This window comes from Sporosarcina soli (assembly GCF_042655805.1).
In the GTDB taxonomy this organism is placed as follows: Bacteria; Bacillota; Bacilli; order Bacillales_A; family Planococcaceae; genus Sporosarcina; species Sporosarcina soli.
On the sequence record NZ_JBHSNO010000005.1, the window covers coordinates 1,041,220 to 1,056,749 of the forward strand.

Here is a 15,530-nt window from a genome sequence, read left to right on the forward strand (position 1 = left end):
CTTTATTCAGTAACCAATTGTAATTCAACCGGAATGAACTCATCAACTTTCTCACCATTGATAACCTTGGTTGCAGTTTCAATCGCATACTTACTAATTAGCTCGGGTTGTTGTGCTACTGTAGCGGCCATTCTTCCTTCCTTGACTGCAATACGCGCATCATCATTTGCATCAAATCCGACTACGATTACGTCTTGTAGCATATCATGTGCTTCTAAAGCCTCGATTGCACCGAGAGCCATTTCATCATTATGCGCAAAAACAGCTACGATATCCTTCGTACCTTGAATAATATTTTCCATTACTGATAATCCTTTTGTTCTATCAAAATCTGCTGTCTGATTAGCAGCAACTGTAATGTTGTCAACCGCATCTACAATATTATGGAAACCTTCTCCGCGTTCTCTTGTAGCTAACACCCCTGGAATCCCTTCCAGCTCGACAACATTTCCACCCTCCGTTAAATGGTCTGCAATAAATTGACCGGCCATTTCTCCTCCAAGAATATTGTCTGATGCAATATGTGCAATGACATCTCCACCATCTGCGCTTCTATCCACTGTAATAACCGGGATTCCGGCCTGATTTGCCGATTCAATCGCCGCTACAACTGCTGATGTATCTGTCGGATTGACTAATAACACATCAATATCTTGTTGAAGCAAATCTTCAATATCATTAATTTGTTTCGACGGATCGTCCTGTGCATCAACAACTACAATTTTATAGCCTGCTGCATCAGAAGCGGTTTGTGCCCCATCACGTAAACTTACGAAAAAGGGGTTATTCAATGTAGAAATTGAAAAACCGATTTTTACATCTCCATCTGTACCTTCAGTTTTCTCCTCTGTATCCTTTGTTCCTGGCTGATCGGTTGAACAAGCCGCCAACAAAAATACGAGTAAGACAAATACCCCCACTGACCTCATCCATTTTTTCATTTCTCTTCCTCCTCTAAAGCTATTATTTTGGGATACTCCTTGGAATATCGAATTCCCTTATTTTGTACGACGATCAAGTAGGACAGCTAGCAAGATAACGCCACCCTTGACAATTTGTTGATAAAATGATGATACATTCAATAGGTTTAAGCCATTGCCAATGACCCCGATGATTAAAGCACCGATCAGTGTCCCGACGATTCTTCCACGCCCACCCATTAAACTAGTTCCTCCAATAACAACCGCAGCAATTGCATCTAACTCATACATATTCCCTGCAGTAGGTTGTGCGGAGTTCAAACGGCTTGTCAAAATGATTCCTGCCAATACCGAAAGCATACCTGTTAAAGAATAGACCCAAATTTTCACCCGGTCTGTTTTTATACCTGATAGGATTGCGGCTTCTTCATTGCCACCGACAGCATAGACTTGTCGGCCAAAAACAGTACTTTTAAGAACAAACATCAGAATAAGAAAAACGATTAGCATAATGATAATTGGAAAAGGGATACCAAACAGGTAACCTCGACCAATCATTTCAAAAACTGTGCTATCCGATAGTCCGGTAATGGGTTTTCCATCGGTATAAACGAGTGTGGCGCCACGAAAAACAGTCATTGTCGCTAAAGTAGCGATAAACGGAGCAACTTTTCCTTTTGTAATAATGAGTCCATTCACCGCTCCCAATGCCAATCCAATTAGTAAACCGAGAAAGATTGCCAACAGTGGATCCATCCCACTCGCTAACAGCCCCGCTGTCAAAGCACTCCCCAAAGCTAAAAGGGACCCAACTGACAAATCTATCCCAGCAGTCAGCACGACAAATGTCATTCCGAATGCGATGAGGGCATTGATCGATATTTGCCGCAGTAAATTCAGTAGATTATTTACTGTGAAAAAGCTGTCACTCAGGAATGTCAGCAATATTGTAATGACAATAAGCCCAATCAGAGGTCCTATCTGTGAAAAACGATTAAGGGCTAACTTTCTCATCTTGATACCTCCCCGTAGCCGCCGTCATAATTTTTTCTTGATCGGCTTCATTTCGATGTAAAAAGCGAGTGATTTCCCCTTCATGTATCACCATAATTCGATCGCTCACTCCTAATACTTCTGGAAGTTCAGATGAAATCATAATGATTGCAACTCCATTTTCACTTAATTCATTCATAATGCTGTAGATTTCTTTCTTCGCCCCGATATCTACACCCCTTGTAGGCTCATCGAGTATAAGAACTTTTGGGTTGATCCCGATCCACTTTGAAATGACCACTTTTTGTTGATTTCCACCACTCAAGGATCCCACCTTTTGTTCGATCCCCGTCGCTCGAATATGAAGTCTTTTAAATAATTTTTTTACAAACCGATGCTCACTTGTAGGAGAAATAACACCTTTTTTCGAAATAGACTTCATATTGGTTAATGAAATATTTTCCCGGATAGATGCATCGAGAACAAGCCCCTTATCTTTTCGATCTTCTGTTACGAAGCCTATTCCGGCATCCACTGCATCCCGGGGATGTCTAATCGTTAACACTTGTCCATTCAAACGGATCGTCCCACTCGTTTTTTTTCGATAACCAAAAATAGCCTCCACTAACTCTGTTCGCCCCGCACCCATTAATCCGGCCACCCCTAAAATTTCGCCCGCCTTCACTTGGAAGCTAATATTTTTAGACCAATCTTTTTGCTTTAAATTTTCAACTTCGAAAATCACATCGCCGATCGAACTGGTTCGGGATGGGAAGCGTTCTCCTAACTCGCGGCCTACCATCATTTTTACAACTTTTTCAAATGAGGTATCTTTGATTTTTTCTGTTCCAATATAATGGCCATCCCGTAAAATCGTAATGCGATCGCAAATCTCAAAAATTTCTTCCATCCGATGAGATATGTAAATGATGCTGACACGTTTTTCCTTTAGGGAAGCAATCAGTTTAAAAAGACTTTCTATTTCACGATCCGTTAATGCTGCTGTCGGCTCATCCATGACGATTAATTTTGCGTCTGTTGCTAAGGACTTGGCAATTTCCAACATTTGCTGTTGACCTACAGAAAGTTCTCCAGCCATTTGATCTGGATGTATGGATGTAACACCTAACTCTTTTAAACTGGCAATCGTTTGTTTCTTCATTTCCTTTTTATTTAATACACCTGATTTTCCGTAAGTCAATTCCTTCCCAAGGAACATATTTTCGGTAACTGTCAAATTGGGCATGATATTCAACTCTTGGTGGATGACAGCAATCCCCTTTTTTTCGGCTTCTTTTGGATTGGTAAATGTCACTTCCTCACCATTTACTTTAATGACTCCACGATCACGAACGTATATACCCGTTAACACTTTCACTAAGGTTGATTTCCCTGCGCCGTTCTCTCCCATTAACGCATGGATTTCTCCCACCCGAACATCGAAACTCACCTTTTTCAAGACTTGGTTACGAGCAAATGATTTATCGATATCTATCATTTCTATAAATGGCGTTTCTAGCATGTTCTCACCTCGTTTTTAAAGGTTTTGACATATCGGTAAATAATTGTTTTACACGATCTACCTTCTCCTTATATGTTCCTTCATGAGGATTAAATAATTCCGAAGTACCTAGCACGTAGACATTGGCCCCCTTTTCCAAGAGCGCAGGAATTGTTTCTCGATTAATATTCCCATCCACCTCAATCAACGGTTTGTTGTCCATATTTTTCAGAAGTGCATTTAACTCATCTAACTTATTCAGGACATTGTAATTAAACTTCTGACCTGCAAAACCTGGATTGACAGTCATCATTAAGATCATGGACACATCGGTTAAGTAAGGCTTGATCATTTCGACAGGACTATCTGGGCTTAACGCCAACGCGGGCTTGATCCCTTTTTCTTTGATTAACTCAATTTCTTTTCGGACATTTCCGCTCACTTCCACATGGAACGAAATATATTCCGGTTGGATCGGGGCAAACATTTCAATGTATTTTGCTGGCGTATCTGTTGCCAAATGGATATCCAATGGGATGGTTGTCGCTTTTTTGATTTCCTCGAGAACATAAGGGCCCATCGCAAGATTGTTCACAAAGACACCGTCCATTACATCACAATGCAATAACTCCACTTCAGCTTTTTCAAGTTCTCGAAGTTCTTCCTCCAAGTTCAACTGATTGGCACACATGATTGAAGCAGCTAGTATACTCATTGTTTTTTAAGACCCTCCTCATGATCCATCACTTTTTACATTAGCTTATAGGCATCTTCATTAAATTTTTTGATACTTAACAACGCTAGGTCTTTGTTCGCCATATTCGTATAGAGGTCATATGAAATCGTTGCAGTATGTGCACCCGCATAAAATGTATTAATTAATTGGTTTGTGTTTTTAAAACTAGCTCCTAGTATTTTTGTTTCCAACCCTTGATCATCATAAATCTTCCTTGTTTTTTTAATCACTTCGTAAGGATCAATGTTGTTATTTTCCATGCGATTAATATAGGGGGCGATAAAATCACTATTAGCCATTGCGGCTAGTATTGCTTGATCTACCGAAAATATGGCAGTGGCCAATATTTTCACTTGCGGATATTCATCCTTGATTTTCTTAATCACTTCGATCCCCTCTAAATGTGCAGGGATTTTCAATGCGATTCGAGACGAATTAAATTCCAGTATCTTCAATGCATCATGATAAATCTCATCCTGATTTCCACCTACTGTTTGCACAAAAACAATCCCTGAAGTGCATGCAAGAATTTCATTGATCGACTCTTCTCGTTTACGGTTCTCTTTTAAAAGAATGGTAGGATTGGTCGTGACCCCACTTAGAATCGTACTTGAAAACGCTCTTTTCAACTCGCTGATATTGGCAGTATCCAGATATAACATTTTACATTCGCCTCTTTTCAAGTGTTCAAAAATTATTTAGCTCGGTTGAAAATTGAGATAAGTTGTCAAGTCATTTTCATGGCAAAAGGACTTGATCTCCTCAATTGTAGGGATTCCTTCTTGGGCTCCATGCTTCGTCACCTTCAACGCAGCTGCAATATTGGCAAACTCCACCGCAGCCAATAGCTGTTGACGATCGATCAATGCGCTAGCCAAAGCTCCGGCAAAACAATCCCCTGCTCCTACTGTATCTACCGCCCCTACCTTTATTCCTTCAATAAAAGTAATTTTGTTTTCAATAAAAACATAGGAACCTTCCTTTCCTAATTTCAGAACTCCCTGTGATACCCCTTTTTCCAAAAATATTGTTGCGGCTTGACGGGCCGTTTTCTCATCGATGATTGTAATCCCTGTTAAAAGCTCTGTTTCATGAGCATTTGGGAGAATTACATCCGCATATGTTAACATTTCATCTGTAACAGCATTAGCTGGCGCAGGATCTAAAATTACGAAAATCTGATGTTGCTTCGCATATTTCATCACTTCGAGAACAGTATTCGATGGAATTTCCATTTGAATAAGCAGAATTTTACAATCCGTCAATGTTGAAAGGGTATCTAAAACATACTTTTCATCTAATGCTTTATTGGCGCCTTCTACATAAATAATCGTATTCTCGGCTTGGTTGTCCAAAAGTATAGTTGTCTGCCCTGTACTCTCCACACCATCTCGTTTGATCGTTGATGTATCAACGCGATTTCTTTTTAAGTTGTCTATCAGTTTTTCTCCATAATAGTCGTTACCTACACAACCTATTAAACTTACTTTTTTTCCTTGCCTTGAACATGAAATGGCTTGATTGGCTCCTTTCCCTCCTGCTGAATTGGATACTTTGTTACCAAAGACCGTTTGTCCTCTTTTGGGATACTCATCTACAGAAGTCACAATATCCATATTGATACTTCCCACAACGCAAATTTCTGACATATGATTTCCTCCCAAGCTAAAAATAGCTATATTTCAAATGTAGCGTTGCGAACGCATTGTCGATTCTCTGAGAACTAACTCAATATCCAAAATATATTTTTTCGGCTTCGCATGTGAATTTTTTATTTGATTGAGTAATTCATGCATGGCTAATTCACCGATTTGATAAATAGGTTGCTGAATAGTTGTAATTCCTGGAACTGTTAATTCACTCATGTCGATTCCATCGAAACCGACAATCGCCAACTCATTCGGGATTTTCTTTCCCCACTCATATGCCGCCTTTAAAGCACCGATTGCAATCAAGTCATTGGAAGCAAATATTCCATCCATATCCTGGTGCCGTATCAGCAATTCTTTTGTCGCTTGATAGCCACTTTTTACACTAAATTCAGCATGCGCAATCCAACTTTCATCGAACCAAGGCAGCTTACCAACTTGATCTCGGTATCCCCACATGCGTTGAACAGAGTTCATTTCATTTTTGGGGCCTTGGATATGGGCAATTTTTTTACAACCTACTTCCAATAGATGTTCGGTCGCTAATCGCCCTCCTGCCCGGTTATTCACGGTAATTGATGTATAGTTGCTATTTTCAATTACACGGTCGATCATCACTACTGGAATTCCGAGTCGACTTAGTTTGGTCAAATCTGCCTCCTTAATATTATGCGAGTCGATGATTAAACCATCCACATACTGGGATCCCAGTGAATTCAAATAATCCACTAGTTTCTCTCTACTGTCATCTGTGTTACATAGAAACAATTTATATCCATTTAATTGTGCGATGTCTTCTACAGCCCTTGCCAATTCCGGAAAAAAGGCATTATTGATAGAAGGCACAATGAGTGCAACAACATTCGACTTTCGACTTGATAGACTACGTGCAATAGAATTCGGTTGATAGGATAATTCCTTAATAGCTTGTAATACGGCCAATTCGGTTTTTTCACTCACTTTACCTTTTTTATTAATTACCCTTGAGACAGTTGCGACTGAAACACCAGCTTTTTTAGCTACATCGCGTATCGTATTCATAAAAACCTCCTGTAAACGGTTACACACGATAGTAGACTGTAATCGGTTACAACACCGTTTCTATTGCAATGTAACCGGTTATATTCTATAATTTAAAACAATAATCTAAAAATGTCAACTATTCTTATTATTCGGGAGGTCATTATATGAAAAAAATTGGAATCCTTCACAATGAGTTAGCACAAGAAATTGCAAAATCCGGACATTTGGATAAGTTTGTTATAGGTGATGCAGGTTTACCTGTCCCCGAAGGAGTCAAGTGCATTGACCTAGCCTTAGTTGAAGGTCAACCTAGTTTTCTCGTTACATTGAAGGCGATATTGCGTGAACTAAAGGTAGAAAGCGCTATCATCGATACCGAGATGGAGGAAGTCAGTCCTCACATAAAAACAGAATTGCAGTCAGCGATCAATAACGAGTTTCCTATAGAAGATATTCCACATGCGCAACTTCAAGAGCTTGTAAAAGAAGCGAAAGTCGTCATTCGGACCGGAGAATTTACCCCGTACTGTAATATCATTTTAATCGCAGGCGTCTTATTCTAATTACTTGATTTAATTCCGGCAAATCTGCTGCCATGCAATGCGGGATGCCTTCACTCCGGTTATGCAAAGAAGGTTTGATTCAACATAAATTATAAGGGGGATTTTTTCATGAAAGTATTAATCGCTGGAGAAACATGGACAAAGCATATTATTCATATTAAGGGATTCGACTCTTTTACGACTTCCGAGTACGGAGAAGGGATTTCCTGGTTTAAACATGCAATGGAAAGTGCGAATATCGACTTGAAACATATCCCAAGTCATCAGGTAGCTGAGTACTTTCCTAATACGCTTGAAGAATTGAAGCAATATGACGTTATTATTTTTAGTGACATCGGAAGTAATTCCATTTTACTTCCCATCAACACTTTTACAAATGGCATCATCCAACCGAATCGTCTGAACCTAATCAAGGAATATGTAAAAGACGGCGGGAATTTTGCGATGATTGGTGGTTATATGTCCTTCCAAGGAATCGACTGCAAAGGCCAATACAAAGATACTGCAATCGAAGAAATTTTACCGGTAGAATTATATGCAACCGACGATCGTTCGGAACATCCAGAAGGCATTCAGATGGAAATCATACAACCCGAACACCCTATTTTCAATGGAATCACAGGCGAGTGGCCTCATTTTCTCGGCTATAACAAATTGAAAGCGAAACCGAATGCAACAGTCATTGCCGAACACAATGGAAATCCTTTTATTAGCGCGCATGCTTACGGGGATGGAAGAACATTTGCATTTGCAAGCGATTTTGCTCCACATTGGGGGCCAAAAGAGTTCATAGAATGGGAACATTATAATACTTTTTGGGTGAATACAGTAAAATGGTTGGTTGAAAGATAACAGGTAGGTAGATTATTATCTTTGAAGATACGAATAAGAGAAGAGCAGATCAGAAAATCACTTGTGATCGATTTTCTGATTTGCCCAGTAACACCCTATATACTAGTCAATATATGTCCTGCTTCCTTCCCTCTAATTGCTGCAAAACAATTAAAGGATTTTCTTTTTTATAATGACTCTACGTACTTCCTTTCGATCAGTAAATTTACGCTTCCAACGGATACAGACTGAAATTCTATTTTCATCACAATTAAAAAACTGGACAACACGCTGAATGCCATTATCGATGTGACGTCCAAAAAGCGTTGTCTCAAGCTGAAGAAACCGAAAACGAAATATAACTGGAAATTATCGTGGTTCATTGCATGGGATTCCGATGGCGATTCAAGATAATATTTATCTTGTGGATGAAGTGAAGACGATAGAATTGAAAATTTATAAAGACTCCATTTCGAAAGAAAATGCGATGATTATTGATGTAAAAGACTTAATAACTTCTGTTTCGGTTGAATGGATAAACAAAACAGGAACCTCTTTTTTCAATACACCCCCATTTTACTTTTTATCCATTTATCATCGTCTTGAATCGTATCATATTCACTACCCGTGAACATCCGTTTTTATCTTGCACTGAATACCGCTAATCCATGGTATTTCATCCGAATTATTAGTATAATGCGTATAAAGAAACATATACTGACTACCTTCTTTATAATTTGAAGTATTCCTTGATAAAATCGATGGCGATTTAAGTGAGGACAAACAACTAATAGGAATAGATGATAATCTGATCGCTAGCATGCCCGTTAAACGAAAGGGGTTCGGAATGAAACTATTCTGGACCCCTTTTACAATTTTAGTTTTGTTGAAGTAGGCTCTTCATTTTGAGTACTAGGTTCCGAAACAAATCTACTTATACCCAGTAACTCATTTACACTATATTGCTTTAGCTCATTACTAGCATAAGTGCCAAAATATATGCCCTTTATATGATAAATAAACGTTAAAGTAGGGATTCTTTATGTTAAAACAGTTCTTATTGGATTCATCACCTAAAAATCAAATTTATAAAGATGTATATCGGCTCATCCATCAATATGCGCCTATCTCGAAAGCAGAATTATTGCCGAAGATCAAACTTACAACGAGTACCTTAGCAAGGGTGATTGATGAGTTATTAGATAATGGATATATTCGTAAATATGGCGTTGAAGATATTGGAAGAGGAAGACCGCCTGTTCTCTATCATATAGATGAAAGGTGTAGTTATTTAATCGGTATTAATATTACAAGAATGAAAGTAAGTGTCGTGTTACTTGATCTTTTGTACAACCAGGTGGATCAGGAATCATTTATTATGACTTCCATGCATAACCCGGACTTTGTTCTAACTAAAATAAAAGATATTACTTTTAACTTCATGGAAAAGTACCAGATAACTCTTGATGAACTCCTAGGAATAGGAATTGCAAGCGTCGGTGTACTAGATAAAACAAATGGAATCGTTTTACAGCCTGGTGGGTTCCTTAACTCTGAATGGGAGAACACCCCTGTCGCAGAGATATTAGGAAAAGATATACCCGTCAAAATAATGCTAGAAAACTTGCCCAACGCGGCGGTGTTAGGCGAATATAAATATACGAAATCCATTGAGGACAATATTCTTTATTGGATTAGCGGGGGCTGGGGATTAGGCTGTGGTGCGCTTGTGAATGGTGAAATTTTACCGATTGATATAAAAGGTTTAATGCATATGGTTGTTGATATCAATGGACGGGAATGTTCCTGTGGCAAAAGAGGATGTTTAATCACCTATACGTCACCTTATAATCTTCTAGATGAACTAACAACGAGGAGACCTTCTATCAACATTAGCAAGGAAAAATTATCTTCAGTCTCTATCGATGAAATCATGGAATTCTTGAGACAGGGAGATACCTTAATAGAAGAAATCGTGATGGAATCTGCGTATTATTTAGGGGTTGGTATTTCGAATATAGCCAATCTATTCCAATCAAAAATGATCATCATTAAAGGGCCACTTATCGAAACTTATCCTAATTACTTCAATAAAGTAATGGAGTCCGTTGAAAAACATGTCCAGCAAAATGAACAGCTCAGATTCAGTCAAGGCGTTTTAAAAGAAAATGCCGCGGCAATAGGAGCTGCCATTTATATTCATGAAACTTATCTTTCATAATGTCCAGGCGCTTATAAATAGGACAGCCCTTCACCAACAAGTGAAGGGCTGTCCTATGGTCATTCAACGCTAGTTCTGAATTTTAATGGCTGTTTCAAGATTCTTGTTCGTTTCAGCAACAACGGACGCTTTACCGAAGTTCTCCTGCACAAACCAGAAAGCGATAGCTGAAATTAAACAAGGAATGGCAAAAACTAAAAAGTTGGTCGCATAAGGAACGTTTTGACTTAACACATATCCTCCTAAAATGGGGCCAATGATCGCGCCAATCCTGCCAATTCCAAGCGTCCAGCCAATGCCTGTTGATCTGATTTCAGTTGGATAGTATTGTGAAATATACCCATTCGATACCATTTGTGTTCCACTAGTGGTTGCCCCTGCTATAAACAACAAAATATAGGACAAAGTTGAACTAGGTTGTAAGCTTAGAATGGATAGCGCAAAAAAGGCCAACATAAAATAGATATAAATAACCCTTTTTGCTCCGAACCGATCCGAAAGACGTCCTCCACCGATAGCTCCTAATATAGCGCCCGCTTTTAGCATTAATAAGAAGCTGATACTCGATACGAGTGAATAACCCGCATTCTGCATAATTTTAGGTATCCATGTACTTAATCCATACAATACAATCAAATTCATGAAGATCGCAATCCAGAACAATAGCGTATTCACTGCCCGTTTATTCATAAATAACTTTTTGACAGAAGAGCCTTTTTTTGAATCAACTGTTAATGTAAATTCATCATTTTCCGTATAGATATTTTCACCGACAACTCGATTGAGCACATTTGCTAATTTTGCTTTCTGGTTTCTCTTTACATAAATCGCTGGTGAATCCGGTATGATCTTGAATAGTAATGGTAAAAACAATAAGGGTAGTGCTCCAAGCCATACAACGGGTCTCCATCCAAAATCAGGCAGCAAATACATAGCTGATACAGATGTTAAAACAGCGCCTATGGGTGCTCCAATGTTCATCAGCACGATAAGCGTCATTCGATTTTTTTTAGGGGCATATTCTGCTAATGATGCATTAAGAGTCGGAAGTATACCACCTATCCCTAAGCCAGCAATGAATCGTAATATGCCAAATGTGATGTGGTCATTTGAAAAACCTGCTAAAAAAGTAAAGCCTGAAAAGACAACAATCGAGATAAAAATGGATGCTTTTCTTCCAATTTTATCTGCCAAGGTTCCTAAAACTAAAGCGCCAATCACCATTCCAAATAATCCCGAGCTTGTAATCGCACCCGCTTGAACGGTAGTAATGCCCCAATCCGCTATTAAAGAGGGAATGATGTTCCCTAAGTAAAACATATCGTATCCATCACAAAGAACAATAAATAGTAAAGCAATGAGTAAATTCAGATGAAAACGACCGAATTTACTAGTATCTATAATTTCTTTAACGTCAACTTTTTTCATAATTTAACCCCTTTATAGTTAAAGTTTGGTATCGCTTTCATTTTTTAGTTAGTTCTTAGATGAAGATGGATTGAATGGTGTCCCCAGAAGGTTTATTTTATAATTTTTCTAATACAAAGAGAAAGAAGATTCCCACGCCTTCTTTCTCTTTCGGAAGATAGTAGTCATACCTACACTCCACTTATATTTTACAATTAACTTTCTTCATTCCAGCTATATTGATAATTCTCATCTTCTAATACCTGTGCCTTCTTAACGACTTTTAACGGCCGGAATGTATCAATCATAACCGCCAATTCAAGCGTCTCTTTTTTACCAATACTAGCTTCTGCTTTTCCTGGATGTGGTCCATGCGGAATGCCAAGCGGATGGAGCGTAATGGACTCTTCTTTTACGCCTTTCCGGCTCATAAAATTCCCTTCCACGTAATATAAGACTTCATCGCTGTCCACATTACTATGAACATAAGGTGCCGGAATAGCATCTGGATGATAATCATATAAGCGTGGAACAAATGAGCAAATTACAAAATTATGTCCTTCAAACGTTTGATGGACCGGAGGCGGCTGATGAATGCGCCCCGTTATCGGTTCAAAATCACTGATATTGAAGATCCATGGATATAAATAGCCATCCCAACCAACAACATCAAGTGGATGATGCGCATAATAATGAGCATGCAAATGACCTCTCGTTTTTGTTCGAACCTCAAATTGCCCTTTTTCCGTGCTGGCCGTTAAACTTTCGGGCACTCGTATATCTCTCTCACAAAACGGACTATGTTCAAGAAGTTGACCAAATTCATTTCGATAACGTTTTGGTGTTGTAATCCAACTAAATGTTTCCACAACTAGAAACTTGGATTCCCCTTCGTCTGGTGTCACTCGGTAAATCGTCCCTACCGGCATCACAATATAATCGCCTGGCTTATACTGAAGCGTTCCAAAGGTCGTTTCAATTTTTCCAGTCCCATGATGGACAAATAATAATTCATCCCCATCACTATTTCGATAGAAATAATCCATATTTTTTGTTGGATTGACGACTCCTATTAACAAGTCATCATTTCCAAGAATGTATTCCCGCCCCATCACAGCATCACTTGGTTCCTTGCTAACTTGATCCGAATAAAAATGACGTGGACGTAGCGCACTTTGCTCCTCATATTCCAAACTACATTTCCCGATTAAATCTGCTTTCAAAAAATTAGTAGGGGCATTATGATGATACAAAATTGATTGGATCCCTGAAAACCCTTTTGTCCCCATCACTTGCTCTTTAAATAATGTGTCATCTTCCTTACGGAAAATGGTATGCCTCTTTCTGGGTATTTCCCCCAATTTGTGATAAAATGACATAATCTTTAACCCTCCCATTTTACATTTTAGCCAGCTCTATTTTCACTTATGGACAAGTTTTTGTTCAGACAATAATTGCTTTACATCATGCGCGGGCTCGATCGTTCCCGTCACTTCTCCAAACCCCACCCGATACCCATCACCTTGACACCATCCAGTAATCGTCAGCTCATCACCATCTTCAATCCACTCACGCTGTTCATCTTTGCCTAGTTGGACAGGTTCTGTTCCACGCCATGTTATTTCTAATAAACTTCCACGTTCTTCTTTTTCTTGGCCACTGATTGTGCCCGTACCTAGTAAATCTCCAGGGTTCAGATCACAGCCTCCGATCGTATGATGTGCGACCATTTGAGCAGCACTCCAATAGAGGGAACGATAATTAGTCGAACTGATTCGTGTTGGCGTATGTTGCTTTTCACCTTTTAAATAGGCTTCTAGATGAATATTGAACGTGTTCGCTTCTGGCTGTCTAAGGTAAGCTAATGGCTGAGGGTCTTGTACAGGTCCCGTTACACGGAAAGGTTCCAATGCCTCTAATGGTACGACCCATGGCGATATGGAAGTTGCAAAATTTTTGGCTAGAAAAGGACCTAATGGCTGATACTCCCAAGCCTGTATATCACGCGCGCTCCAATCATTTACTAACACCAAACCAAAGATGGCTTCCTCTGCCTGTTCAATGGATATCGGTTCACCAAGCTTATTTCCAGTACCGATGACAACACCCATCTCCAGTTCAAAATCCAGTTGCTTACTAGGTCCGAACATCGGGACATCCGCATTTGCCGGTTTTGTTTGACCAACTGGACGACGCACATTCGTTCCACTTACGACGACAGAGCTAGACCTTCCATGATAACCGACTGGCAAATGCGTCCAGTTAGGCATTAATGCATTTTCTTTCCCACGGAACATAACTCCCACATTTGTCGCATGCTCTTTCGAAGCGTAAAAATCGGTATAGTCCCCAATTTTCATAGGGAGATGAAGTTCCACTTCATTTTGAAGGACAAGAGATTCATGACGAAGGGCAGTATGATCTCTTAATGTCGGTTCATCTGCCGACAATAACAGCTGAACTTGTTTTCTGACCGCGCTCCAAATATCTTTTCCTAACCCCATAAAATCATTTAATGAGGTACGATTAAAAACAGGGCCGTGCTCCCCGATAATTTGTTGAAAAAAACCTTCCTTTTCAAGTACAGACAAATCCAATACATACTCCCCTATCGCAACGCCAATTCGTGGTGTTGGATTGCCCTTTGTACTAAATACACCATAAGGCAAGTTTTGAATGGGAAAATGCGAATCCGTTTTTACATCAATAAAAGACTTTTTCACTTAAATCATCCTCCGTATATAGAATTCCTAGTTCCTTCAGGTCCTGACGTGGCTCATCGAAGCTACAACAACCATAAGAGCAAAGCAATTTTTCCCGCACCTCTTCGATAGCAGATGCTTTGACAACCAAATCACGCCAAGACAACGCTTCAGTGGTAAAAGAAAAATGATTCGGATCTTCGTCCGCTAGAATCTGTGTCGTCTCTACCACATCTAAATGATGGACATAGGCTGCCATGCCCGCCGTAAAGACATTCAAGAAACCATGCATCCTTGTCCCCACCTCATCTCGATACATTCGAATCGGATGGTGTAACCCCGCCGTGAACTTCATGGCAATGCCCCTATCGCGACAACCAATAATTGCCGATGCAACCTGGGCCGGTAATGGAAACATTTCAGCCGAGACTCCGCCTGTACGCAACTTAAAACCTAGTTGACTGTTATGCTGCTCGTTATGAGCCGCGATGCAATCAAGCGTTTTTAACAGGTTGACTTCCCAATCTACATCGAGCGGTGCTGCTAGTTCACAAAAAGTATTCAAGTTATGTCTGGCGGTCTCCGTAGCGAACGCCTCTAACAACTCCTGTTCCAATTCAATCGGCGGTAACAGTTGTTCTAATGTTCCGATTTTTACACAATCACCGTGCCTCTGACGAAAAGCTTCCACTAACGCTAAATCTTCTTGGAGCCCTCGTTGCCAATCATCCTCTTTAGCACTCTTGCGACCGATTACGGAAAGAGAAAGAGGCAGTTCACGAGAAAATAAAGAGACATAGGGGGCAAGTTTCTCCAGTTGTGAGATTGGAATAATAAAAGGCCCCAACATCCAAGCGTCCTTTTCCGATCGATAGACAGCATAGTTCCGGATTGCCTCGTCCAATGGCAGACTGGTTGGTGGAAACAGACCAGCATAATCGATTAAGTTCGCCATAAATGCTTGTAAACTGACTTTCATCCTGT

The 15,530-nt window shown here is 39.7% G+C and carries 15 protein-coding genes; 4 read left to right on the forward strand and 11 right to left on the reverse strand.

Annotated features, from left to right (window positions below):
* Positions 1-2 precede the first annotated feature (2 nt).
* The 7 genes from rbsB to ACFPRA_RS09060 are packed head-to-tail and all read right to left on the reverse strand — an operon-like array spanning position 3 to position 6,840.
* Positions 3-941, reverse strand: a complete 939-nt coding sequence (rbsB, locus tag ACFPRA_RS09030; protein WP_381433002.1) for a ribose ABC transporter substrate-binding protein RbsB — start codon at positions 939-941, stop codon at positions 3-5.
* Between the two features lie 57 nt (positions 942-998).
* On the reverse strand, positions 999-1,934 hold the full coding sequence (locus tag ACFPRA_RS09035; RefSeq protein WP_381433005.1) for an ABC transporter permease subunit: 936 nt from the start codon (positions 1,932-1,934) through the stop codon (positions 999-1,001).
* On the reverse strand, positions 1,915-3,435 hold the full coding sequence (locus ACFPRA_RS09040; RefSeq protein ID WP_381433008.1) for a sugar ABC transporter ATP-binding protein: 1,521 nt from the start codon (positions 3,433-3,435) through the stop codon (positions 1,915-1,917). The genes ACFPRA_RS09035 and ACFPRA_RS09040 overlap by 20 nt, the downstream gene beginning before the upstream one ends.
* A gap of 4 nt (positions 3,436-3,439) precedes the next feature.
* Complete coding sequence (locus tag ACFPRA_RS09045; RefSeq protein WP_381433011.1) at positions 3,440-4,129, reverse strand: ribulose-phosphate 3-epimerase; 690 nt, start codon at positions 4,127-4,129, stop codon at positions 3,440-3,442.
* A 35-nt stretch (positions 4,130-4,164) separates the two neighbouring features.
* Positions 4,165-4,812 carry a transaldolase family protein gene (locus ACFPRA_RS09050; protein WP_381433014.1) on the reverse strand — a complete coding sequence of 216 codons (648 nt, stop codon included), beginning with the start codon at positions 4,810-4,812 and terminating at the stop codon, positions 4,165-4,167.
* 36 nt (positions 4,813-4,848) lie between these two features.
* A complete protein-coding gene (rbsK, locus tag ACFPRA_RS09055) occupies positions 4,849-5,799 on the reverse strand; it encodes a ribokinase (RefSeq protein WP_381433017.1) in 951 nt (316 codons plus the stop codon).
* A gap of 33 nt (positions 5,800-5,832) precedes the next feature.
* On the reverse strand, positions 5,833-6,840 hold the full coding sequence (locus ACFPRA_RS09060) for a LacI family DNA-binding transcriptional regulator (RefSeq protein ID WP_381433020.1): 1,008 nt from the start codon (positions 6,838-6,840) through the stop codon (positions 5,833-5,835).
* Between the two features lie 146 nt (positions 6,841-6,986).
* On the opposite strand from ACFPRA_RS09060, the gene rbsD reads away from it, so the two are divergent.
* The 4 genes from rbsD to ACFPRA_RS09080 all read left to right on the forward strand — a co-directional run bounded on the left by rbsD (position 6,987) and on the right by ACFPRA_RS09080 (position 10,437).
* The gene (gene rbsD / locus ACFPRA_RS09065; RefSeq protein ID WP_381433023.1) at positions 6,987-7,385 is read left to right on the forward strand and encodes a D-ribose pyranase; all 399 of its coding nucleotides are present in this window, start codon (positions 6,987-6,989) and stop codon (positions 7,383-7,385) included.
* Positions 7,386-7,493: 108 nt separating this feature from the next.
* A complete protein-coding gene (locus tag ACFPRA_RS09070) occupies positions 7,494-8,237 on the forward strand; it encodes a glutamine amidotransferase (RefSeq protein WP_381433026.1) in 744 nt (247 codons plus the stop codon).
* Between the two features lie 376 nt (positions 8,238-8,613).
* A complete protein-coding gene (locus ACFPRA_RS09075; RefSeq protein WP_381433029.1) occupies positions 8,614-8,847 on the forward strand; it encodes a hypothetical protein in 234 nt (77 codons plus the stop codon).
* A gap of 411 nt (positions 8,848-9,258) precedes the next feature.
* A complete protein-coding gene (locus ACFPRA_RS09080; protein WP_381433032.1) occupies positions 9,259-10,437 on the forward strand; it encodes an ROK family transcriptional regulator in 1,179 nt (392 codons plus the stop codon).
* A 69-nt stretch (positions 10,438-10,506) separates the two neighbouring features.
* Here ACFPRA_RS09080 and ACFPRA_RS09085 read toward each other — a convergent pair whose 3' ends face one another.
* The 4 genes from ACFPRA_RS09085 to ACFPRA_RS09100 form a co-directional block, all read right to left on the reverse strand.
* Positions 10,507-11,865: an MFS transporter gene (locus ACFPRA_RS09085; protein WP_381433035.1), complete on the reverse strand. Its 1,359-nt coding sequence runs from the start codon at positions 11,863-11,865 to the stop codon at positions 10,507-10,509.
* Between the two features lie 194 nt (positions 11,866-12,059).
* Positions 12,060-13,223 (reverse strand): homogentisate 1,2-dioxygenase, encoded by a 1,164-nt coding sequence (locus tag ACFPRA_RS09090; protein ID WP_381433038.1) that lies wholly within the window; start codon positions 13,221-13,223, stop codon positions 12,060-12,062.
* Between the two features lie 42 nt (positions 13,224-13,265).
* The gene (gene fahA / locus ACFPRA_RS09095) at positions 13,266-14,567 is read right to left on the reverse strand and encodes a fumarylacetoacetase (protein ID WP_381433041.1); all 1,302 of its coding nucleotides are present in this window, start codon (positions 14,565-14,567) and stop codon (positions 13,266-13,268) included.
* Complete coding sequence (locus ACFPRA_RS09100; RefSeq protein ID WP_381433044.1) at positions 14,548-15,525, reverse strand: hypothetical protein; 978 nt, start codon at positions 15,523-15,525, stop codon at positions 14,548-14,550. Before ACFPRA_RS09100 ends, fahA begins: the two co-directional genes overlap by 20 nt.
* Between the last annotated feature and the right edge of the window lie 5 nt (positions 15,526-15,530).

Coding starts and splice junctions, on each gene's coding strand:
- ACFPRA_RS09045 (WP_381433011.1), bottom strand. CDS start 4,129: ATGAGTATACTAGCTGCTTCAATCATGTGTGCCAATCAGTTGAACTTG.
- rbsK (WP_381433017.1), bottom strand. CDS start 5,799: ATGTCAGAAATTTGCGTTGTGGGAAGTATCAATATGGATATTGTGACT.
- ACFPRA_RS09040 (WP_381433008.1), bottom strand. CDS start 3,435: ATGCTAGAAACGCCATTTATAGAAATGATAGATATCGATAAATCATTT.
- rbsB (WP_381433002.1), bottom strand. CDS start 941: ATGAAAAAATGGATGAGGTCAGTGGGGGTATTTGTCTTACTCGTATTT.
- rbsD (WP_381433023.1), top strand. CDS start 6,987: ATGAAAAAAATTGGAATCCTTCACAATGAGTTAGCACAAGAAATTGCA.
- ACFPRA_RS09085 (WP_381433035.1), bottom strand. CDS start 11,865: ATGAAAAAAGTTGACGTTAAAGAAATTATAGATACTAGTAAATTCGGT.
- ACFPRA_RS09070 (WP_381433026.1), top strand. CDS start 7,494: ATGAAAGTATTAATCGCTGGAGAAACATGGACAAAGCATATTATTCAT.
- ACFPRA_RS09050 (WP_381433014.1), bottom strand. CDS start 4,812: ATGTTATATCTGGATACTGCCAATATCAGCGAGTTGAAAAGAGCGTTT.
- ACFPRA_RS09090 (WP_381433038.1), bottom strand. CDS start 13,223: ATGTCATTTTATCACAAATTGGGGGAAATACCCAGAAAGAGGCATACC.
- ACFPRA_RS09100 (WP_381433044.1), bottom strand. CDS start 15,525: ATGAAAGTCAGTTTACAAGCATTTATGGCGAACTTAATCGATTATGCT.
- ACFPRA_RS09035 (WP_381433005.1), bottom strand. CDS start 1,934: ATGAGAAAGTTAGCCCTTAATCGTTTTTCACAGATAGGACCTCTGATT.
- ACFPRA_RS09060 (WP_381433020.1), bottom strand. CDS start 6,840: ATGAATACGATACGCGATGTAGCTAAAAAAGCTGGTGTTTCAGTCGCA.
- ACFPRA_RS09075 (WP_381433029.1), top strand. CDS start 8,614: ATGGCGATTCAAGATAATATTTATCTTGTGGATGAAGTGAAGACGATA.
- ACFPRA_RS09080 (WP_381433032.1), top strand. CDS start 9,259: ATGTTAAAACAGTTCTTATTGGATTCATCACCTAAAAATCAAATTTAT.